The sequence below is a fragment of the Pantoea sp. F_5 genome, from assembly GCF_008631595.1.
GTDB lineage: Bacteria > Pseudomonadota > Gammaproteobacteria > Enterobacterales > Enterobacteriaceae > Pantoea > Pantoea gossypiicola.
Genome location: NZ_VWUO01000004.1, coordinates 186,959 through 209,072 on the forward strand (window position 1 = coordinate 186,959; position 22,114 = coordinate 209,072).

Annotated in this window: 18 protein-coding genes; 11 read left to right on the forward strand and 7 right to left on the reverse strand. The window is 54.9% G+C overall.

The genetic code is table 11. From position 1 onward, the window contains the following. Nucleotides 1–3: 3 nt before the first annotated feature. Nucleotides 4–1,536: a Re/Si-specific NAD(P)(+) transhydrogenase subunit alpha gene (gene pntA, locus F3I44_RS07520; protein ID WP_150010205.1), complete on the reverse strand. Its 1,533-nt coding sequence runs from the start codon at nucleotides 1,534–1,536 to the stop codon at nucleotides 4–6. Between the two features lie 540 nt (nucleotides 1,537–2,076). Here pntA and ydgH point away from each other — a divergent pair. Next, the gene (gene ydgH / locus F3I44_RS07525) at nucleotides 2,077–3,030 is read left to right on the forward strand and encodes a DUF1471 family protein YdgH (RefSeq protein ID WP_150010207.1); all 954 of its coding nucleotides are present in this window, start codon (nucleotides 2,077–2,079) and stop codon (nucleotides 3,028–3,030) included. 205 nt (nucleotides 3,031–3,235) lie between these two features. Continuing rightward, on the forward strand, nucleotides 3,236–4,627 hold the full coding sequence (locus F3I44_RS07530; RefSeq protein ID WP_150010209.1) for a basic amino acid/polyamine antiporter: 1,392 nt from the start codon (nucleotides 3,236–3,238) through the stop codon (nucleotides 4,625–4,627). Between the two features lie 19 nt (nucleotides 4,628–4,646). Here the strand turns inward: F3I44_RS07530 and F3I44_RS07535 are convergent, their stop codons facing one another. Then, a complete protein-coding gene (locus F3I44_RS07535) occupies nucleotides 4,647–5,060 on the reverse strand; it encodes a hypothetical protein (RefSeq protein ID WP_135910551.1) in 414 nt (137 codons plus the stop codon). A 178-nt stretch (nucleotides 5,061–5,238) separates the two neighbouring features. On the opposite strand from F3I44_RS07535, the gene rstA reads away from it, so the two are divergent. The 5 genes from rstA (at nucleotide 5,239) to F3I44_RS07560 (ending at nucleotide 10,497) form a co-directional block, all read left to right on the forward strand. Further along, the gene (gene rstA / locus F3I44_RS07540) at nucleotides 5,239–5,964 is read left to right on the forward strand and encodes a two-component system response regulator RstA (RefSeq protein WP_150010211.1); all 726 of its coding nucleotides are present in this window, start codon (nucleotides 5,239–5,241) and stop codon (nucleotides 5,962–5,964) included. After that, on the forward strand, nucleotides 5,961–7,262 hold the full coding sequence (rstB, locus tag F3I44_RS07545) for a two-component system sensor histidine kinase RstB (RefSeq protein WP_150019372.1): 1,302 nt from the start codon (nucleotides 5,961–5,963) through the stop codon (nucleotides 7,260–7,262). Before rstA ends, rstB begins: the two co-directional genes overlap by 4 nt. Nucleotides 7,263–7,281: 19 nt before the next feature. Next, on the forward strand, nucleotides 7,282–8,769 hold the full coding sequence (locus F3I44_RS07550; RefSeq protein ID WP_150010215.1) for a carboxypeptidase M32: 1,488 nt from the start codon (nucleotides 7,282–7,284) through the stop codon (nucleotides 8,767–8,769). A gap of 159 nt (nucleotides 8,770–8,928) precedes the next feature. Then, complete coding sequence (gene asr / locus F3I44_RS07555) at nucleotides 8,929–9,393, forward strand: acid resistance repetitive basic protein Asr (protein ID WP_150010217.1); 465 nt, start codon at nucleotides 8,929–8,931, stop codon at nucleotides 9,391–9,393. A 294-nt stretch (nucleotides 9,394–9,687) separates the two neighbouring features. Further along, nucleotides 9,688–10,497, forward strand: a complete 810-nt coding sequence (locus F3I44_RS07560; protein WP_150010219.1) for a serine protease — start codon at nucleotides 9,688–9,690, stop codon at nucleotides 10,495–10,497. Nucleotides 10,498–10,552: 55 nt separating this feature from the next. Here the strand turns inward: F3I44_RS07560 and hrpA are convergent, their stop codons facing one another. Next, nucleotides 10,553–14,455, reverse strand: a complete 3,903-nt coding sequence (gene hrpA, locus F3I44_RS07565) for an ATP-dependent RNA helicase HrpA (protein ID WP_150010221.1) — start codon at nucleotides 14,453–14,455, stop codon at nucleotides 10,553–10,555. Between the two features lie 257 nt (nucleotides 14,456–14,712). Here hrpA and F3I44_RS07570 point away from each other — a divergent pair, with 257 nt between their 5' ends. Then, nucleotides 14,713–15,312, forward strand: a complete 600-nt coding sequence (locus F3I44_RS07570) for an FMN-dependent NADH-azoreductase (RefSeq protein ID WP_150010223.1) — start codon at nucleotides 14,713–14,715, stop codon at nucleotides 15,310–15,312. A 61-nt stretch (nucleotides 15,313–15,373) separates the two neighbouring features. Here the strand turns inward: F3I44_RS07570 and F3I44_RS07575 are convergent, their stop codons facing one another. Genes F3I44_RS07575 through F3I44_RS07585 form a run of 3 tightly spaced genes read right to left on the reverse strand, consistent with a single transcriptional unit; the run spans nucleotide 15,374 to nucleotide 18,536 of the window. After that, nucleotides 15,374–15,712, reverse strand: coding sequence for a YdbL family protein (locus F3I44_RS07575; protein ID WP_150010225.1), 339 nt, complete (start codon nucleotides 15,710–15,712; stop codon nucleotides 15,374–15,376). Nucleotides 15,713–15,723: 11 nt separating this feature from the next. After that, entirely contained in the window at nucleotides 15,724–15,912 is a 189-nt protein-coding gene (locus F3I44_RS07580) for a YnbE family lipoprotein (RefSeq protein WP_013357961.1), read from the reverse strand. Beyond that, nucleotides 15,909–18,536 (reverse strand): YdbH family protein, encoded by a 2,628-nt coding sequence (locus F3I44_RS07585; protein WP_150010227.1) that lies wholly within the window; start codon nucleotides 18,534–18,536, stop codon nucleotides 15,909–15,911. The genes F3I44_RS07580 and F3I44_RS07585 overlap by 4 nt, the downstream gene beginning before the upstream one ends. Nucleotides 18,537–18,681: 145 nt before the next feature. Between F3I44_RS07585 and F3I44_RS07590 the strand changes: the two genes are divergently transcribed. Then, a complete protein-coding gene (locus F3I44_RS07590) occupies nucleotides 18,682–19,674 on the forward strand; it encodes a 2-hydroxyacid dehydrogenase (protein WP_150010229.1) in 993 nt (330 codons plus the stop codon). 46 nt (nucleotides 19,675–19,720) lie between these two features. Here the strand turns inward: F3I44_RS07590 and F3I44_RS07595 are convergent, their stop codons facing one another. Next, nucleotides 19,721–19,996: a DUF333 domain-containing protein gene (locus tag F3I44_RS07595; protein WP_003853763.1), complete on the reverse strand. Its 276-nt coding sequence runs from the start codon at nucleotides 19,994–19,996 to the stop codon at nucleotides 19,721–19,723. A 184-nt stretch (nucleotides 19,997–20,180) separates the two neighbouring features. Here F3I44_RS07595 and F3I44_RS07600 point away from each other — a divergent pair, with 184 nt between their 5' ends. Then, entirely contained in the window at nucleotides 20,181–20,837 is a 657-nt protein-coding gene (locus tag F3I44_RS07600) for an MgtC/SapB family protein (protein WP_150010231.1), read from the forward strand. A 232-nt stretch (nucleotides 20,838–21,069) separates the two neighbouring features. Next, nucleotides 21,070–21,330, forward strand: coding sequence for a hypothetical protein (locus tag F3I44_RS07605; protein WP_150010233.1), 261 nt, complete (start codon nucleotides 21,070–21,072; stop codon nucleotides 21,328–21,330). Nucleotides 21,331–22,114: the final 784 nt, after the last annotated feature.

Sequence of the window (22,114 nt, forward strand, 5' to 3'; positions counted from 1 at the left end):
GTGTTACCCCTTACGAAACATTTTCAGCATGCGCTGGGTGACGGTAAAGCCACCAAAGATATTGATGCTGGCAATCAGCACGGCAATAAAGGAGATAAAGGTGACCCAGCCACCATGGCCCATCTGCAGTACCGCACCGATGACAATGATGCCGGAGATGGCGTTGGTAACGGACATCAGCGGCGTATGCAGCGCGTGACTGACGTTCCAGACCACGTAATAACCCACCACACAGGCGAGCGCAAACACGGTAAAGTGGGAGAGAAACTCAGCTGGCGCTACGTTGGCCAGGCAGCCAAACAGCACGATAGCCAGTGCAATCAGCAGGGTGTTGCGCCACGGAGACACAGGCTTTGCTTCAGCCTTCTCTGCGGGTTGCTGGGCTGCCGGTTTATTCTGTGGCGCAGCAGAGACCTGAATCGGCGGTGCCGGCCAGGTGACTTCACCCTCGCGCACGACAGTCACGCCCCGCACCACTACATCGTCGAAATCGACCTGGATTTCGCCATTTTTCTCTTTACACAGCAGCTTAATCAGATTGACCAGGTTGGTGCCGTAAAGCTGGGAAGATTGTGTCGCGAGACGGCTGGGAAGATCGGTATAGCCGATGATTTTCACACCGTTAGGCGTTATGGTCACCTGATCAGCGACGGTCAGCGCACAGTTGCCGCCGGTCTGCGCCGCCAGATCAACAATTACGCTACCAGGCTTCATGCTGGCGATCATCTCTTCGGTGATCAGTTTCGGTGCCGGTTTACCGGGGATCAGCGCCGTGGTGACAATGATGTCTACTTCTCTGGCCTGACTGGCAAACAGCGCCATCTCTGCCTTGATGAACGCTTCAGACATGACTTTAGCGTAGCCATCGCCACTGCCCGCTTCCTCTTCAAAATCGAGTTCAAGGAATTCGGCACCCATACTCTGCACCTGCTCTTTAACTTCAGGACGGGTATCAAAGGCCCGGACAATCGCGCCCAGGCTGCCCGCTGCACCAATCGCAGCCAGCCCCGCCACACCGGCCCCAATCACCATGACTTTGGCCGGTGGCACTTTACCGGCTGCCGTGATTTGACCGGTAAAGAAGCGACCAAATTCATGGGCGGCTTCGACGATAGCGCGATAACCGGCAATGTTCGCCATGGAGCTCAGGGCATCCAGCGACTGCGCACGCGAAATACGCGGCACCGAGTCCATTGCCATAACCGTGACCTGACGCGCAGCCAGCTTTGAAAGCAGGTCAGGATTCTGTGCAGGCCAGATAAAGCTGACCAGCGTGCTGCCCGCACGGGTGAGCGCAATCTCATCATCATCCGGTGCATTCACCTTCAGCACGATATCGGACTGCCAGACCTGTTCCTGACTGCAGAGTGTGGCACCTGCAGTTCTGTAGCTTTCATCATCAAAGCTGGCGCGCTGACCGGCGTCATGCTCCAGGGTGACGCTGAAACCCAGCTTAATGAGTTGTTCCACGGTCTTTGGCGTGGCAGCCACGCGCGACTCGTTTGGCAACCTTTCCTTGGGAATTCCAATTAACATAGTGTTTCCTTTCATCGGTTGAGGATGATGGGCCCGAATCTGCATGACGACATTGCAGATGAAACAGCGTTTCAGCTACTTATAGTCGGAATGCATCTATTTCAAAGTGTTTATAACCTACTGAAAATGTGACGAGCGATCCAGAGCGGCTAAGCAGAGTAGTGACATTCACATGATTATTCAGGATTCTGCTAAAAAAGCTGCGTTATCCCACTGCGAAACAGCCCTGCAGGCAGATATTCTGCCAGAAAAAATTGTGCCCGGCCGAATTAACCCTCAATAAAAACCTTTATTTAACAACGCATTAACTATTTAAGCGCTAACAGTTATCGCTTTTAGTGGTAACCCGCATTAAAACGCGCCATAACTGCGTTTGATGACAAAAAAATGAAAAAATCATGGTTAGATAACGCGATCTGACACAAAAAATCGCTGCGACAGTCTGTTTATAACATGCAATAATCAGCGGCTAATCTGTTATACATCAAGAGTCCAGCACGTTTTCGTACTCATTTTTGCGTAAGGCGAAGGATTATTTTTATGAAGCTGAAGAACACTATTCTGGCGTCCACTCTGTTGTCTCTGCTGGCAGCCAATGCATTCGCTGCGCAGGAGTTAACGCCAGAAAAAGCGGCCGCGCTGAAGCCATTCGAACGTATTAATATCACCGGCCGTTTTAACGCAATTGGCGACGCAGCCGATGCGGTCTCTAAGCGTGCAGATCAGATGGGCGCTGCCTCTTTTTACATCCAGGCGATCAACGACAGCAACGGTAATAGCGGTAACTGGCGCGTCACGGCTGACCTCTATAAAGCCGATGCCCCGGCGGCCGTGCAGTCCACGACTTACCGTCGTTTCAACGGCGTAAACGAACTGCCTAAAGCCGAAGCGTATAAGCTTGAACCGTTCGATACCGTTTCGGTCAGCGGCTTCTTTGCCAGCCAGCCGGATGTGAACGACGCGATTTCAAAAGCGGCAAAACAGAAAGGCGCGGCCTCCTTCTTTATTGTTCGCCAGATCGATGCCAACAGCGGCGGCAATCAGTATGTCACCGCTTATGTCTATAAAGCGGATGCTAAAGAACGCAAGGTACAGACACCGAATGCAATTCCTGCCGATTCAGAAGCCGGTAAAGCCGCACTGGCAACGGGTGGTGCTGCAGCCGCTAACGTCGAGATTCCAGGCGTAGCCTCGTCTGAAACACCAAGCAATAAAGTGGGCCGTTTCTTCGAAACTCAAAGCTCAACCGGTAAGCGCTATACGGTGAATCTTCCAAACGGTAAATCCGTGCAGGAAGTGAACGCAATCACTGCTGCGCAGATGCAGCCGTTTGATACCGTCACCTTCACCGGGCACTTCGGTACACCAACGGCGATTTCAGAAGAAGTGGCGAAGCGTGCAGCCGATAAAGGTGCGAAGTTCTACCACGTCACCCGCCAGTGGCAGAACCAGAGTGGCGGTAACCTGACCGTTACGGCTGACCTGTTTAAGTAATCCCTTCAGGGCGGCACCCGCCGCCCTGCTGTTTGCATAATTACTGCGCTGTTTTGCATAGTCACGCATTGCCATCCCCTGCCACTCTCCGTAAAATCCCCCCCCTGTTTTACCGGATATTGTCTCTGTATTTTGCCGCTGCGCTGCGATAACACAGTGATGAAATCCGATTTACCCAGCCATATATGCTAGCGGGAAGGTTGTTTTGGAGAAAAAATTAGGTCTCGGTGCGCTGACGGCGCTGGTGCTCAGCTCAATGCTGGGCGCAGGCGTATTCAGCCTGCCGCAAAACATGGCCGCAGTGGCCGGTCCGGCCGCGCTGTTGCTGGGATGGCTGATTACCGGTGTCGGCATTATCTTTCTGTCGCTGGCGATGCTGCTGCTGACCCGCCTTAAGCCCGAACTGGACGGCGGCATCTTTACCTATGCACGCGCCGGGTTCGGCGAACTGATGGGCTTCTGTTCCGCCTGGGGCTACTGGCTGTGCGCCGTGATCGCCAACGTCTCCTATCTGGTGATTGTCTTCTCTGCCCTGAGCTTCTTCACCGATACGCCCGACCGGATTATTTTTGGTGATGGCAACACCTGGCAGGCGATGCTGGGTGCGTCCGTGCTGCTGTGGCTGGTTCACTGGCTGGTACTGCGCGGCGTGCAGACCGCGGCCAGCATCAATCTGATGGCGACGCTGGGCAAACTCGTGCCGCTGATGCTGTTTATTCTACTGGCGGTGATGGCGTTCAACTATGATCGCTTCCGCTTCGATTTTTCTGGCATCACACTGGGAAAACCACTCTGGGAGCAGGTTAAGCAGACCATGCTGATTACTCTGTGGGTCTTTATCGGGGTTGAAGGTGCTGTGGTCGTCTCTGCCCGTGCACGCCAGAAAAAGGATGTGGGCCGTGCAACCTTATTCGCCGTGCTGGCTGCGCTGCTGGTCTATCTGCTGGTCACGCTGCTGTCGCTGGGCGTGGTGCCGCGTGCTGAACTGGCTGAGATGCGTAACCCGTCAATGGCCGGATTAATGACCCGACTGATGGGTCACTGGGGCGACGCGGTAATTGCGGTGGGTCTGATTGTTTCCGTGTGCGGTGCCTATCTGAGCTGGACGATTATGGCCGCGGAAGTGCCGCTGATTGCCGCGCAACAGGGAGCCTTTCCCCGCAGTATCGCCCGGCAGAACCGCCATAACGCGCCAGCCGCCTCGCTGTGGCTGACCAACGGCAGTATTCAGCTCTGCCTGATCCTGATTGCCCTGACTGGTGCCGACTACAACAACCTGTTGACCATCGCCTCGGAGATGATTCTGGTGCCCTATCTGCTGGTGGGGTTATATCTGATCAAAGTGGTGCGCGGACAGCATAAGCCGCTGGCGATGGCGATCGGTATGGGTGCCAGCGTGTATGGCATCTGGCTGTTGTACGCCTCGGGACCTATACACCTGATGATGTCAGTGGTGCTCTACACACCGGGGCTGCTGCTGTTTCTGTTTGCACGACGCGGCGGCCGCGCCAATATTGCGCTGACCTCGCTGGAGCGGATTGCGATGGGACTGCTGATTGTCGCCACATTGCCCGCCGTGTGGGAGCTGACGACGTAAAGCCTGCCAGAAAGAGCTCTTAGTGTGAAAGTGCTGGAATGGATACACACAGCAGGTCATCCTGCTGTGTGAGATTCAGCGGCTTCGCATATTCATAGTGGATGGCATCCAGCTGCTCCGCCGAAAGCGGATAAGGAAGCTGGATATCAAAGCGACTAATCTGCTGTTGTTCTGCGAGAGTAATCAGGCGCGCGATATTAATTTCGTCGCTGACCTGGGTAGAAATGATTTGTAATGCTAATTCTTTTAACGGGTCGTCACTGCCCTGTAAGCGGTGTGCCGATTTACGTGTCACCATGCCAAATATCGGCATCACGCCATAAATAGCATCGACGAAGCTCCAGCGCTTTTTGCAGGAAGCGGAAAGAAAGTCACTGTAATTGAAGCAGATGCGGTCAGGGTATATGGCTGATGCCAGCTCTTTATCAGACACACTAACGCTCCTCATGATAATCATCAATAACCCAAAGCTGGCGCAAAAAGGCCGCGCTAATGATTGCACATTTTGCCGGTTATATACCAGCAAGCCACGGATATTTCGTGCGATAACGTAGAGCTCAGGACCAGGAAAAGATATGCTTTCATCCATCTTTGACTCTGCCTTGTGAACTATGAACAAAATTGTTTATGTAGAAGATGAGCCCGAAGTGGGTTCGCTGATTGCGGCCTATCTTGGCCGTCACGATATTGAAGTCATTGTTGAAACACGCGGCGACCGTGCTGAAGCGGTCATCGCCGAACAGCAGCCCGACCTGGTGATGCTGGATATCATGTTACCGGGCAAAGATGGCATGACCATTTGCCGCGACCTGCGGGCCAACTGGCAGGGACCGATCGTGTTGCTGACCTCACTGGACAGCGACATGAACCATATTCTGGCCCTGGAGATGGGTGCTCAGGATTACATTCTGAAAACCACACCACCCGCTGTGCTGCTGGCCCGCCTGCGCCTGCATCTGCGCCAGTCTCAGCATGGGCAGCCAGCAGATGCGCCTGCTGCGTCTGCCGCAAACCGTATGCTGCGTTTTGGCTCGCTGACCATTGATGCCCTGAACCGCCAGGTGACGCTGTTTGACGAGCAGATCGCGCTCTCCACTGCGGATTTCGATCTGCTGTGGGTTCTTGCCAGCCATGCGGGTCAGACACTTAACCGTGATGCATTGCTGAAAACATTGCGCGGCGTCAGTTATGACGGCCTGGACCGCAGCATCGACGTGGCCATCTCCCGCCTGCGTAAAAAGCTCCACGACAGCGCAACCGAGCCGTTTCGCATTAAAACCATCCGCAATAAAGGCTATCTGTTCGCACCCCAGGCCTGGGATACCCGCGAATTATGAGAAAGCTATTTATTCAGTTCTATCTGCTGCTGTTTGTCTGCTTTCTGGTCATGGCGCTGCTGGTGGGTCTGGTCTACAAGTTCACCGCGGAGCGTGCGGGCCGACAGTCGATGAATGATCTGATGGCCAGCTCGCTCTACCTGATCCGCAGCGAACTGCGTGAGATCCCGCCGCGTGACTGGAACAAAACCATCAAGAGCCTTGATCTCGGCCTGTCGTTCGATCTGCACATCGAGCCGATGAACAAATATCAGCTCGATGAGGCCAACATGCGGCGGTTACGGGCAGGCGAGATCGTGGCGCTCGACGATCAATACACCTTTCTGCAGCATATTCCGCGCAGCCACTATGTCTTATCGGTAGGGCCGATTCCCTATCTCTTTTATCTGCACCAGATGCGACTACTGGATATTGCTCTGCTGGTGTTTATTGGCATGTCGCTGGCGCTGCCGGTGTTTATCTGGCTCCGCCCGCACTGGCAGGAGATGCAGCGCCTGGAAAAAGCGGCACAGCGCTTTGGCCGTGGCGAACTGGATGTCCGTACCCATTTCGACAGCACCTCCAGTCTGTTCCGGCTGGGCATCGCCTTTAACCAGATGGCCGAGAACATCAACACGCAGGTCGCCAGTAAGAAGCAGCTGATTGACGGAATTGCCCATGAACTGCGAACGCCGCTGGTGCGCCTGCGCTACCGGCTGGAGATGAGCGATAACCTTACGGATGGCGAACGGGTTGCGCTGAACCGCGACATCGGCCAGCTTGAAAGCCTGATTGAGGAGCTGCTGACCTACGCGCGTCTTGACCGGCCGCGCGTCGATCTGAATCTGAAATCGCTGGATCTGGCCAGCTGGCTGAGCGAGCGGCTGGACGATTTCCGCACCATTAACCCTAACATACGGCTCGACCTTGACCTGCCGCAGCGTGAAAACATCGGCGTTTCTGATACCCGACTGATGGAGCGGGTGCTGGATAACCTGGTGAACAATGCGCTGCGTTATGCGCAGCAGCGACTGCGCGTCAGTTTATGGTTCGACGGTCCGGTCGGGTGTCTGCAGGTGGAAGATGACGGTCCGGGCATTCCGCCCGACGAACGTGAACGGGTATTCGAACCTTTTGTCCGGCTTGATCCCAGCCGCGATCGCGCCACAGGCGGCTGTGGACTCGGCCTGGCCATTGTTCACTCCATTGCCCAGGCACTCAGCGGCAAGGTCACTATTGAGTCCAGCCCGCTGGGGGGTGCCAGCGTTCGCTTTTGCTGGCCGGTTGATCTAACCTTGCGTGAAATTCCGCTGCGTTAAAATCCACAAGGAGTCTTACGTGACCTCAGCGTATCAACAACTGACCAAAACGTTCCAGCGCCTTTCCCGTTTCAGTCACGTCACGGCCATCGCAGGCTGTGACATGCAAACCACCATGCCACCTGGCGGCAGTCAGGCGCGTGGTGAAGCGCTGGCCGAAATGAGTGTATTGCAGCACCAGATCCTGACCGCCCCACAGGTCGGCGAATGGCTTAAAGCCGCCGAGCAGCAGTCGCTGAACGATGTCGAGCGTGCCAATCTCAATGAGATGCAGCGCGCATATCAGCAAGCCACACTGCTCCCTGATGATTTTGTGGAGGCCAAATCGATCGCCGGTTCCGTATGTGAACATGCGTGGCGCACACAGCGTCCCGCCAATGACTGGCAGGGATTTGCTGCCAACCTTAAAGAGGTCGTAAAACTGAGCCGCGAAGAGGCACAGCGCCGCGCCGACGCCAGTGGCTGTTCGCGTTACGATGCGCTGCTGGATCTCTATGAGCCGGGTATGACCCGCGCCCGACTGGATGAAACCTTTGGCGAGCTGAAAACCTGGCTGCCCGATCTGCTGCAGCAGGTCGTGGAAAAACAGGCACAGCAGTCAATTGTCACGCCGCAGGGGCCGTTCGCCGTTCCAGCGCAGCGCCAGCTCGGTCTGAGCATTATGGAGACGCTGGGTTTCGACTTTAACCATGGCCGCCTCGACATCAGTGCGCATCCCTTCTGTGGCGGCGTCCCGGAAGATGTGCGCATCACCACCCGTTACAACGAGAATGAGTTCCTCAGCGCCATGATGGGCGTGATTCACGAAACCGGTCATGCCCGCTATGAGCAGAATCTGCCGCGGCAGTGGCGCGGTCAGCCGGTGGCGCTGGCGCGTTCCACGGCTATTCACGAATCACAAAGTTTGTTTATGGAGATGCAGCTGGGTCGCAGCCGTGAATTCCTCCAGCGCATTCTGCCGCAGGTGATTGCCACCTTTGGCGATCAGCCCGCCCTGCAGGCGGATAATTTCGTGCGCCTGACCCAGCAGGTGAAACCAGGCCTGATCCGGGTTGACGCCGATGAGCTGAGCTACCCGGCGCATGTCATTCTGCGCTATGAAATCGAGCAGGCGCTGATTGAAGGCGAGATTGAGGTTGAGGACATCCCGGCGCTGTGGGATGAGAAGATGATGCAGTCACTGGGTCTGGATACCCGGGGTAATTACCGCGATGGCTGTATGCAGGATATCCACTGGACCGACGGCGCATTTGGTTACTTCCCGACCTATACGCTGGGCGCGATGTATGCCGCACAGCTGTTCCGGTCGGTACAGAATGCCATTCCTCAGCTCAGCGAGCTGATTCTGCACGGTGAACTGCAGCCGGTATTTGACTGGCTGCAACAGAACATCTGGCAGCACGGCAGCCGCTTCTCCACCGACCAGTTGCTGATCAATGCCACCGGCGAAGCGCTGAATCCGGCTTTCTTCCGCCAGCATCTTGAACAACGCTACCTGAATAGCTAAGCTTCCGGGCGGTCTGCTGACCGCCCTTTCCCGCCTTTGTACAATCGGTTACACGCCGATACCAAACACCCACGGACACCGTTCATTGATTTCCCTATAGTCTCTTCACCGGCCCCGCAGTGGGCTACACATGAAAAAATAGTCTCCGAGGGATTTGCAATGAAAAAATTATTTGCACTGGTTGTCGCCGCTGCTATGGGTATGTCTTCTGTTGCTTTCGCTGCTGACACCACAGCTGCTCCAGCTGCTGCGCCAGCCGCCACAACAACTACCGCTGCAGCACCGGCTAAAACCGTTCACAAAACTGCGCACAAGAAACACCATAAAGCAGCTCAGAAAGCCCAGGCTGCTAAGAAACACCACAAAAAAGCAGTGAAAAAAGATGCCGCGCAGAAAGCGCAGGCTGCTAAAAAAGTTCACCACAAGAAAGCGGTAAAACCTGCTGCACAGAAAGCGCAGGCCGCTAAAAAAGTTCACCATAAAAAAGCAGCTAAACCAGCCGCTCAGAAAGCCCAGGCTGCTAAAAAAGTGCACCACAAAAAAGTGGTAAAACCTGCTCAGAAAGCGCAGGCCGCTAAAAAAGTTCACCACAAAAAAGTTGTGAAACCAGCAGCTAAAAACTAAGGTCGCCTTCAGCGCACGGCCACGAGATGATAATTAAAAACACCCGGTTATGCCGGGTGTTTCTTTACTGGAGTGGATGAAATGACGAGAGTGGATGAAATAGTGCGTCGCTATCGCTTCGAAATTATTCTGCTTGTTATGATCCTGTGTGGCATTGTTGCAGCCAGCTTTTTTATTTAGCCGCTGTAGCGTACTGATTAACCAATAAAACTCCCTTTTTCAACGCTCACCGACTATAGTTACCGTACTTACGTAATAACAATAACGTTAATTTTTCTCGCCATTGAGATTTCTATGCGCCTGGCTACCCTGTTAATGGTTGGACTCTTCAGCTTTGCCACCACGGTTCACGCCGATGATGACGATGACTCGCCTACTCCTGCTGAAATTAAGATGCTGTTCTTCGGCAAGGATCATCGCCAGGCAATCACCGATATTGCCATGGCCCCCTGGGATGCCATTGGTCAGCTGGAAACCGAAAGCGGCAACCTCTGTACTGCCACGCTCATCTCTCCGCATCTGGCGCTGACGGCCGGACACTGCCTGCTCTCCCCACCGGGTAATTTCGATAAGCCGGTTGCGCTGCGATTTATGGCCAGTGATAAAGGCTGGCGCTACGAGCTTCATGATATTGATGCGCGGGTTGAACCCTCGCTGGCGTCAAAATTAAAAGCAGATGGTGAAGGCTGGATCGTGCCGAGCAGTGCTGCGCCATATGATTATGGCATCGTGATTTTACGCAATCCGCCCTCCGCGATTACGCCGATTCCCTTGTTCGATGGCTCACGCAGCAATCTTACTGCGGCGCTGAAGCTGACCGGACGCAAAGTGACGCAGGCAGGCTATCCGGCCGATCATCTGGATACGCTCTATTCTCACAGTGATTGCCTGATTACCGGCTGGGCGCAGCGCGCCGTGCTGTCGCATCAGTGTGACACCCTGCCGGGCGACAGTGGTTCACCGCTGCTGCTCAAAAGCGATAAAGGCTGGCAATTAATCGCGGTACAAAGCTCTGCACCGGCAGCGAAAGATCGCTATCTGGCTGACAACCGCGCGATTTCGGTCACCTCGTTTAAAGATAAGCTGGAATCTCTCGCGCAGTAACCTTCTCAATCCTTTATCCTCGGATGCTCGCCTGTTACGGCGCGCATCCTGGCTTTTATCCTGCTATCTGCTCCATTGTCTGCAGAATTCGCTTCTCTGAGATGGGATACGGCGTGCCCAGTTGCTGAGCAAAGTAGCTGATACGCAGCTCCTCAATCATCCAGCGGATGCTCTGCACCTCTTCATCATCCTGACGCTGCGGCGGCAATTTGTTGCGCCACGCCTGATACGCCTGTTCCACTGCCTGCACTTTTAACATCCGCGCACGGTCGCTGTGTGGATCGGCAGGCAGTTTTTCCAGCCGACGCTCAATGCCGTGCAGGTAACGCAGCGTATCTGCCAGTCGCTGCCAGCCGTTGCCGGTGACAAAGCCGCGATAGACCAGACCACTTAGCTGCGCCTTGATGTCGGACAATGCCAGCGCCATCGTCATATCGACCCGGCCCTTCAGACGCTTATTGATGTTGAAAACCGCCGTCAGGATCTGCTCAACCTGCTTCGCAATGGTCACGACGGTCTCGTTGAGTTCGCCGCGAACTTTGTCACGCAACTGCTCGAACGAGGTCTGATCCCAGGCCGGACCGCCCGCTTCACCCATCAGTTTGTCGATGCCGCAGGCGATGCAGTCATCAATCAGCTCCAGCACTTTGCCATAAGGGTTGAAGTAAAGTCCGAGCTTGGCTTTGTTCGGCAGCTTCTCGTGCAGATATTTCACTGGTGACGGCACATTCAGCAGCAGCAGACGACGCTGACCGCGCCACATCATTTTCTGCTGCTCCTGCTCGCTGTCAAACAGGCGAATGGCGACGCTCTCTTTCTCATCGACCAGCGCAGGCCAGGCTTTGACCTGATAGCTACCGCGCTTCTGTTCGTAGCTGCGCGGCAGTTCACCAAAGCTCCAGATATGCAGACCGCTCTGCTCCAGCCCGTCATCTGCCACTTTCGACAGCGTCTCCTGCACTTTGCCTTTCAGCTGTGCCTTGAGCGCGGTAAGATCTTTGCCTTCCAGCAGTTTACGGTTGTGCTCATCCACCACCCGGAAGGTCATTTTCAGATGATCGGGCACCTGTTCCCACTGCCAGTTTTCCCGCTCCAGCGTGACGCCGGTCATGCGTCGAAACTCACGGGACAGCGCATCGAGAAGCGGCATCTCCATTGCGTTGACGCGTCCCAGGAAGGCCTCGGCGTAGTTGGGTGCCGGCACCAGGTTACGGCGCAGCGGCTTGGGCAGTGACTTAATCAGCGCGATGATCAGCTCACGGCGTACGCCCGGGATTTGCCATTCAAAACCGCTATCTTCAATCTGATTCAACAGCGGCAGCGGAATATGTACCGTCACGCCATCCGCATCGGCACCCGGCTCGAACTGGTAACTCAGCTTCAGTTTAAGGTTGCCCTGATGCCAGAAGTTAGGGTAATCAAGCTGGCTGACCTTATCCGCGCCCTCTTTGATCAGCATCTGTTTGTCGAAGTTCAGCAGCTCCGCGTTTTCACGGCTGGCCTTTTTCCACCAGCTGTCGAAATGCTTCGCTGACACAACCTCTTTACCAATGCGCTGGTCATAAAAAGCAAACAGCGTTTCGTCATCCACCAGGATATCGCGACGGCGGGATTTGTGTTCCAGATCTTCGACTTCACTGCGCAGCTTCTGGTTAGCCCGGAAGAAGGCATGCCGGGTTTGCCAGTCGCCCTCCACCAGCGCGTGACGGATAAACAGCTCACGGCTCAGAGTGGGATCAATGCTGCCATAGTTCACCTTGCGGGCGGCCACAATCGGCAGGCCATAAAGCGTAACCTTCTCAGCAGCCATTACCGCGCCCTGCGATTTCTCCCAGTGCGGTTCGCTGTAGCTGCGTTTAATCAGATGCTGCGCCAGCGGCTCAATCCACTCTGGTTCAATACGCCCCGCCGTGCGACCCCACAGGCGGCTGGTCTCGACCAGTTCTGCCACCATGGTCCACTTCGGCGGCTTCTTAAACAGCCCGGAGCCGGGGAAAATCGAGAAGCGGGTATTGCGTGCGCCGGTGTACTCCTGCTTGTCGGTGTCCTTCTGGCCGATATGTGACAGCAGACCGCTGAGCAGCGCGCAGTGGACGGGCTGCAGCTCAGCCGGCTCGCTGTTAACCGGAATCCCCAGTTCACGCACCACCTGCCGCAGCTGGGTATAAATATCCTGCCATTCCCGCACGCGCAGATAGTTAAGGAAATCGCTTTTGCACTGGCGGCGGAAAAGGTTGCCCGACAGCGCTTTCTGCTGCTCCGCCAGGTAGTTCCAGAGGTTCACATAGGCGAGGAAGTCGGAATCTTTGTCGGCAAAGCGCCGGTGCTTCTCATCGGACGCCTGCTTTTTCTCTGCCGGGCGCTCGCGCGGGTCCTGAATCGACAGACCGGCGGTGATGATCATCACTTCACGTACGCAGCCAAATTTCTGTGCTTCCAGCACCATCCGCGCCAGACGCGGATCGACCGGCAGCTGTGCCAGCTGACGCCCGGACCCGGTGAGTTTATAGTGTCCGCTCTCCTCATTCAGGGTCAGCGCGCCCAGCTCTTCCAGCAGGCGGATGCCATCCTGAATATTGCGCTTATCGGGCGCTTCCACAAACGGGAAGGCGGCGATATCGCCAAGTCCCAGCGAGGTCATCTGCAGGATCACCGACGCCAGGTTGGTGCGCAGGATTTCCGGATCGGTAAAAGCCGGACGGCTCAGGAAGTCATCTTCTGAGTAGAGGCGAATACAGATGCCGTCTGAAACACGGCCGCAACGCCCTTTACGCTGGTTGGCGGAGGCCTGCGATATCGGCTCAATCGGCAGGCGCTGCACCTTGGTGCGGAAACTGTAGCGGCTGATACGCGCCGTGCCAGGATCGATGACATATTTGATGCCCGGCACCGTCAGTGAGGTTTCCGCGACGTTGGTCGCCAGCACGATGCGACGGCCACTGTGTGACTGAAACACCCGGTTCTGTTCGGCATTCGATAGTCGCGCATAAAGTGGCAGCACTTCGGTATGCGGCAGGTCACGTTTGTTCAGCGCATCAGCGGTATCGCGGATTTCGCGCTCACCGCTCATGAAGATCAGGATATCGCCGCGACCCTCGCGTCCCAGTTCATCCACCGCATCAAAAATCGCCTGCAGCTGATCGCGATCGCCATCATCCGCTTCTTCAACCACCGGCCGGTAGCGCACTTCGACCGGATAAGTCCGGCCAGAGACTTCAATCACCGGCGCGTTGTTGAAGTGCCGCGAGAAGCGTTGGGGATCGATGGTCGCCGAGGTAATAATCACTTTCAGATCGGGGCGGCGCGGCAGCAGCTCACGCAGATAACCGAGCAGGAAATCGATATTCAGGCTGCGCTCGTGCGCCTCATCAATGATGATGGTGTCATACTGCATCAACAGGCGATCCTGTTGGATCTCCGCCAGCAGGATCCCGTCGGTCATCAGTTTAATCTGCGTCAGATCGCTGACCTGGTCGTTAAACCGCACTTTATAGCCGACGCAGCCACCCAGTGAGGTGCTGAGCTCATCAGCAATACGGTTCGCCACGGTGCGCGCAGCCAGACGGCGCGGTTGCGTATGACCAATCAAACCCGTGATACCACGTCCCAGTGCCAGACAGATTTTCGGCAGCTGCGTGGTTTTACCTGAGCCGGTTTCACCTGCAACAATCACTACCTGATGGTCGCGAATCGCCGCAGCTATATCCTGCTGCTTCTGACTGACCGGCAGATTATCCGGAAAGGTAATGGCTGGCGTAGCCGCGCGGCGCTGGGCCACGCGCTGTTCAGCAGCAATAAATTCCTGCTCCAGCTCGCTGGCAATGCCCTGCTGTGCCTCGGGATTTTTAGCTTTTCTGGCTCCCTGCAGACGGCGCTGCAGACGCTGGCGATCGCGCAGCATTACAGAGTCAAGCCGTGGCCAGAGCGCTGACAGTGGGGAAGTATCGGGAGATGACATAATAGTGACGTACCTTACTCAGACGGTGTCGCTGCGATAAACAGCGCCCTGAAAGCCGGGGTAACCAGCTGATTCAATAAAAATAATTGTGCGCATCATAGCACATTCTGAACCGTTCCGGCGGCTGGTCCCGGTTACGCTTATTCAATAAATTCGAACATGGGTCTCGAAATATTGCGCTTTCACCGCGCCATCGATAACCGTAGAGTGTAAACCATTGAGCGGAAAGTCTTCCGCGTAACAGACAGGAAACCACCATGACCAAAGTTTTAGTTCTGAAATCAAGCATCCTCGCAGACTACTCACAGTCAAGCCAGCTCGCTGACTTCTATGTTGAACAGGCAAAGGCACAGGGTAAAGAAGTCACTGTACGTGATCTGGCCGCTAACCCGATTCCGGTTCTGGATGGTGAGTTAGTGGGTGCAATGCGCCCATCCGAAGCGCCATTGTCACCACGTCAGCAGGAAGCACTGGACCTGTCCGATAAACTGATTGCAGAACTGCAGGCTCATGATGAAGTGGTGATTGCCGCGCCAATGTACAACTTCAACATTCCTACACAGCTGAAAAACTATTTCGACCTGATTGCCCGTGCTGGCGTGACGTTCCGCTACACCGAAGCAGGCCCGGAAGGTCTGGTTAAAGGTAAAAAGGCCGTGGTGATCTCCAGCCGTGGCGGCATTCACAAAGATACCCCAACCGATCTGCTGACTCCATACGTTAAGCTGTTCCTGGGCTTCATCGGCATCACTGACGTTGAGTTCGTGTTTGCTGAAGGCATCGCTTACGGTCCGGAAGTGGCCAGCAAAGCGACCGCTGAGGCGAAAGACGCACTTAAGCAAATCGTGACTGCATAAGTCTTAGTCATCTCATGATGACGCTGAAAACCGGGCCATGCGTCCGGTTTTTTTTCGCCGGTTACTGGCCGCTGTCTGCTTCTTTTCTCAGCCACTGACCGTTAATGCCGCGCACATATTCCCCCACTGCCGCACGGCCCACCAGCTTCTGTCCGGCAATACTGGCGATATCAGCCGTGGAAAGATTATTCTGCTCAGCCAGCCGCTGATACTCCTGCTTACGTCCGGCGTTGATACGCTGCACCAGCGCCAACGTTTCACTGTCCTGCGAACGTGCCGCCAGATAGCCGGAAAGCGTTTCACCTGCCCGGCCCGATTGCCGCGCCTCATCGAGCGTCAGAGCCCAGGCAGGCTGTGCCATCGCCAGGGCGAGTAACAGCGCCGCGCTTATGCGTTTCATCGTTGCTCTCCTCAGAACAGACCGCTCTGGTTTTTCAGTAACGCTTCCACATCTTTATCAACTTTGATGTGGATCTCATGCTCGATTCTTACGTTCATATTGATAGTGATGGGATCTTTGGGTGCCGTGACTTCAATGCGCGGCACGCAGCCAATGCTCAGCAGTCCGGCTGCCAGAACCAGTAGTGGCCTCAGGCTCATGGTGAAGTGTCCTTGTTCGATGGCAAAGTCGCATGTTGCTCTAACCAGGATTGCAAATTATCGCCAAAGCGCAGGCTGCGCCAGAGCTGAAACAGGTTTTCCTGATGATGATAGTTAAGATTGACCGTCTGCCGACGGTTACTGAACTGGCTGACGCCCTGCACCTGAGCTTCCATAGTAAGGTCGCCGAGGTTGTCCAGATTGATCGTGGCCCAGCTGCGTGAGACTTCCATATAGCGTAACCAGTCCAGCGCCGCGCCGGTCGCTACGTTGTTGCGGGTAATGGCATCTGCCATATCTTTATCCAGCCGGAAGGTCAGTGGACCACTGTTGGCAATCCACCCTTTCTCCACCAGCCAGTGTGGGTTATTAAGCCACAGCGGAAGCTCTCCGTTGACCTTGCCCGACATGGCGAACTGTTTAGGCTTCAGCGCCGTGACAAGTTCGCTGAGGCTGATTTGACGCAGCGACACCCGGGCGGGATCATGCTGCGGCATTCGCAGGGATGGCAGCGTGATTTGTCCGCCCAGCAGGTCGAGGCTGACATCCTGCAGCGTCAGCGGTGCCTGCTCAGACCATGGCCAGTTACCCTGCAGGCTGGCGCGAATATTCTGCATCGCAAACTGGTTCTTCACCTCGGCAATGCGCAGTGAAACCGGGCCATGCTGCCCAAACTGCCACTGCTGCTCATGAAATCGGAACGGCAGTGAAAAGTCGATACCGTTCACCTGACTGTCAGGCGTCCAGATGCTGCCCTGTCTGACCGTCCAGTGGCCTCCGGCCTGGAAGCCCTGATCGCTGGCGGCGGAAAAAGCGACCTGTGCCTGCAGACTGCCGCCCTGAATCTGCATTTTCATATCGGGGCTGAGCAGCGGCTGAAAAACCGTCAGCGACTGAGCGGGCCACCAGGCCTGCCCACGTAACCGATCACCGTCCCAGCGACCATTCACACGCAGCGGGCCAACCTTCCCCGCTTTTAACTCGCCCCGCCAGAGGAAATAGCCGGGATCCCGGCCTTTAGCTTCAAAGTCGAGCGCTGAGTCAGCCAGACGTCCGCCATAAGTGAAGCGGGTCGGTCCCGCCTGCAGTCTGAAATGGCCATTAAAAGAGGGGTGTGCCACATTACGCTGCCAATTTACCGGTTCAGTCAGCGTCAGACGCGGTTTTGCTATGTTGACGCTGCCGTAAGCCAGCTGATTAAAGCCGGCAGACAGGGTATCAAGGTGGATCAGCGTGTCGTGCCAGCCGCCGGTTCCTTTGACATCCCAGCGAGCCTGCAGCGGCAGCATCTCGCCTCCGCCCCAGTAGCGCCAGTTCCATTCGCCCTTATCGGGCCAGAAATCTGTGGCGCGACCATCAAGATGCAGCCGGAAGCGGCCAAAGCTGGCATTGTGCGCGTTAAGAATGGCCTGCAGGCGACCATCAATACCCTGCGAGGAGAGTCGCACACCCGCCAGCGGCCAGCGCGCCTCGTCCACTTCCAGCGTTGACAGCAGCCGGCCGCGCAGGCGCAGCAGCGATTTAGGTTGCAGCACCAGTTTAGGATCGAGCAGCGAACCGCTGATCACACCAGGAATCGAGCCGTAAAGTTGCAGATCGGCCAGTTTGCTTTCACCGGTCAACTGAAAAGGCAGGTTGCTGCTGGTCAGGCTAAGGTTACCAGGACCAATGCCCAGAACCACGTTGCCCTTGCCGCCGCGTCCCTGCGTCAGCAGGTTGACGCGACCCGTGATCTGGCTGCTTTCAACGCCCGACTGCCAGTTATCCAGCGTCAGGTTAACGAATCCAGATAAGGGCTGAGACGCCAGCGGCCAGTAATATTCACCCTTTTCAATCCGAATCTGATCGCGGCTGACCTGCCAGGGTAATCGGAGAAGCGGCCGATTCTCTTCCGCCATTGCCACCCGCAGCTCGCCCTGCTGCTGCTGCCAGTTGAGCGTCAACTGCAGCGGATGCGGCAGAGCGTCAAGCGCCAGCTGTCCGGCCACCTCACCGTTTACCGGCAGCTCTGTAGCATAGGTGGGTAACGTCAGATGACCACTCAGCGTGACGGGTTCAGGCAGTGCAGGATGGGTGAGCGTCAGGCGACGGATAGCGAGCTGCTGACCGGTCAGCGTGGCTGTCAGCTGCAAATTATCGCCCTGATAACTGAGTTGCTGGCGATCTTTTTCCAGCGTCAGGTCCAGCGCGCCCGCCCAGGTCTGCCAGGGCGCGACAATCAGTTTGCCCAGATGAACATCGGTGCCAGGCAGCATCGACTGCCATTCGGCCAGCGTTTTGGGGGCAGCCGTACTGTTACTGGCAGGTAATTTTTGCAGGCAGGCGCTATCCAGCGTCAGCGCTTCCGCATTGAGTTTCCAGCGTGACTGATGCCAGCCAAGTGACACCGCTTTTACGGTGGCCAGCGAGCAATCACCGGCGAGATAACGAATCTGAGGCAACCACAGTCCACCGTTCCGCCAGCGCGGCGCGCCTGATAGCGCAATGCGCGTCCCGTCAGGCAGCCAGATGCCGGCCAGCCGTGGCAGCCATTGCGTCACAGTCAATATCAGGCCGAGCAGCAGCAGGATCAGCGCCAGAATGGCCGCCAGCCGTCGCCGGAAAATCCGTGGCATAAAAGCCATAATCCTTTTCCTTACAGTATCCTGACAGGAATGATGGCATGTAATCTCCCGGAGGTGAAGGCCTCTGCCAGCCGCAAATCAGCTGTTTCAGCAAAGTCAGTCAGAAAACGTTATCCTTGGTTTATCACTCTGCAGGAGCATAACGATGAAGATCGCGGTTTACAGCACCAAACATTACGATCAGAAATACCTTGAGCAGGTCAATCAGCAGTTCGGCTTTGAACTGGTGTTTTATGACTTTTTACTCTCTGAAAGCACGGCTAAAACCGCTGTGGGTTGCGATGCCGTCTGCATCTTTGTCAACGATGACGGCAGCCGTCCGGTACTGGAAGAGCTGGCCGGACTGGGTGTGAAATACATCGCGCTGCGCTGTGCCGGTTTCAATAATGTCGACCTGGCTGCGGCGAAAGAGCTTGGTCTGGAAGTCGTCCGGGTTCCCGCTTACTCACCTGAAGCGGTGGCTGAACATACGATCGGCCTGATGATGACCCTGAACCGCCGTATTCATCGCGCTTATCAGCGTACCCGTGACGCGAACTTTTCGCTCGATGGGCTGACCGGCTTCAATATGCACAACAAAACTGCGGGCGTTATCGGCACCGGTAAAATTGGGATTGCGACGATGCGCATTCTGAAAGGTTTTGGTATGCGGCTGCTGGCATTTGATCCCTACCCAAGCGAACAGGCACTGGAGCTGGGCGCGGAATATGTCGATTTGAAGACGCTGTTTGCTGAATCACACGTCATCACGCTGCACTGCCCGCTGACGCCGGAGAATCATCATCTGCTTAACGCCGACGCGTTTAAACAGATGCGCGATGGCGTCATGATTATTAATACCAGTCGCGGTGGTCTGATTGATTCACAGGCTGCCATTGACGCGCTGAAACAGCAGAAAATCGGCTCGCTTGGCATGGACGTTTACGAGAATGAACGCGACCTTTTCTTTGAAGACAAGTCGAATGATGTGATTCAGGACGATGTGTTCCGCCGTCTGTCGGCGTGCCATAACGTTTTGTTCACCGGCCATCAGGCGTTTTTAACCGCTGAAGCGCTGACCGCCATTTCTGAAACGACGCTGAGTAATCTCAGCCAGCTCGATCGGGGTGAAAACTGCCCGAACCGACTTTCAGCCTGACTTTTCGCTGTATAACTGCGCGGGCCGGAGCAATCCGGCCTGTTCATCAGCGCGCGCAATTCCCGCCAATCAACGCCTGCTCATCACAGCGGCGTCCATTCACTAACTGACACATTCCCACGCGCGAGCCATCAAGCTGATGCGAAAATGCCAGCGTTCCGCCTGCATTCGAACAGGTGCTTTCTGCCAGGGAAGACATTACCACCCGTGGCTGGATATGGGCGGCGGTGGCTTGTTGCGGTGGCTCGTTATCATCACTGTTGCTGCTGCAGGCAGAGAGTAATAGCGCGGCACCGGCCAGCAAAAAGGTGGCTGCTTTCATCAGTCGGACTCCGGGAATTGAGGTAAAAGGCTGGCTCAGCATATGTCAGGCAGCACAAGGGGTCGAGAGGTGAAACAGCTTTTTACAAAATTCTGCAGCGTCATTTGCAAGCAGAATTATCTTGTTTACCTGTTATCACTCAACTGCCACCCTTTTTCAGCCCTTATTAATTCGGAGTAAACCCATGTTAATGGATATGTTAATTCGCATCGCGCTGGCCGGTATTCTCGGCGGCCTGATAGGCCTGGAGCGGCAGATGCGGGCTAAAGAAGCGGGATTACGTACTCATATTCTGGTCGGTATCGGCAGTGCCATGTTTATGCTGGTGTCGAAATATGGCTTCGCCGACATGCTCAGCAGCGACCACGTGGCACTGGACCCCAGCCGTATTGCCGCTCAGGTGGTCAGCGGAATGGGATTTCTTGGCGCGGGCACCATTATGATCCAGAAGCAGGTGGTAAAGGGTTTAACCACTGCGGCGGGCCTGTGGGTGACGGCAGCAATTGGTCTGGTCATCGGCAGCGGCATGTATGAGATTGGCATCTATGGCACGGTGCTGGCGCTGGTCGTGCTGGAAGTGTTCCGCCGCCTGAGCCATCTTTTAATCGGCAAACACCATACGCTGCTGGTTTTTCTTAAGCCTAAAAGCGTGCCGCTGGTGCTGCTGGTCATGCAGCGGGAAGGCATACGCTACGGCAATGTGACGGTGATTAATCGTGATGAAGAGAGCGGTCTGTGTGAACTCAGTGTTCAGGTGACGCTTTCCCGCAAATCGAATGATGCGTACCTTTATGACAAGGTTATGGAGATCAAGGGTGTTCAGTCACTGGAGATGATGTAATCCCGCCACAAATGCCGCTCAGACCAGATATATCCCTGCGGGCATCCGGACGTTGCAGAAGGCGGTTCTTAGTAGCCAGCGCCTTCTGCACTCCCCCATCCGGATCTGGCTGACCGCACACCTGGCTATCCTGTAAAGCAGCTTACTGACTGACCTGAGACATAGAGCGTGCCGGGAATTAATGGCATAATCCGTTATTGTTTATCATTGTAATCATTTTAGCCGGGGACAAATGCGCCAAAACTCTGACCATTCTGAAGAAACCCTGCCTGCTGCTTCGCGCAAAAATTACCAGCCAGCATTAATCGTGCTGATTTTTACGCTGATTGCGGGTGCTGCGGGGATCATGATGATACTGGATCATCGGAACTCGGTTAATAACGCGCTGGAGACCGGACAATGTCTGGTTGAAGAAGGTGCGGAAGATATTCTGGAAGTACTCAGGCATTTTTTACATCATGCTTATCGCTGGATTTTTAAGGCCTGCGGCTGAAGTCAGTGCAGCATAAAATGGAGTAAACCATGCCGGTTGACGAGCAGCAGAACACCGCAATACATAACCGCAACATAGCATAATAAAAAGAGTATCAGCGTTGTAATAAATCTGATGCCGTACTTTTTTATTTTGCGATTTTTATCGGGGTGCCTCATAGACATTAAATATTGATTCATTTTTTATTCACATTGATAGCCCGACATTAAACGGCTTCACAGGCAGTCTGTATTGACGAATTGTGCGAACCGACAGTTCACTGTATAAGAGAGTCTGCGTAAACGCATTTAAGCATAAAACGTAAACGCCCGCTCTTGCGCAATCTGCTTATCGGAGGTCATTAACCTCACCTGATTTATTGAAAAATCACTTTTTAGTGCGTGCTACACGGATTATAAAACCATCGTTTTTATTGAGGTGCAGAACACGCCAGTACATTTGAATTTATTATAAACCCAGCGGGTCAACACACATTCAACAGAGCCTTTTTCGATGAAAACGAGCGCTGCGATTAATATCTGACTCTCTTCTAATTTAATGAAAGCATTTCTTTTGATGTACATCAAATCAGAACAATACAACCCGGAATCTATTTAGGCCCGATTGATTCATAGCAGCGCATGCTATGTTTTTTATTAATCCGGTAGTGCTGATGAAATTTTTTTTAATTATCTCTGTCATTTTTATGGCCTCAGGCTGTGCGGTTAAAAGAGATCATGCGCGGACTGATGCTTACCCGTCATCACCGCCTTCCTGCTCAACGCACAGTGATGAAATTGATTGT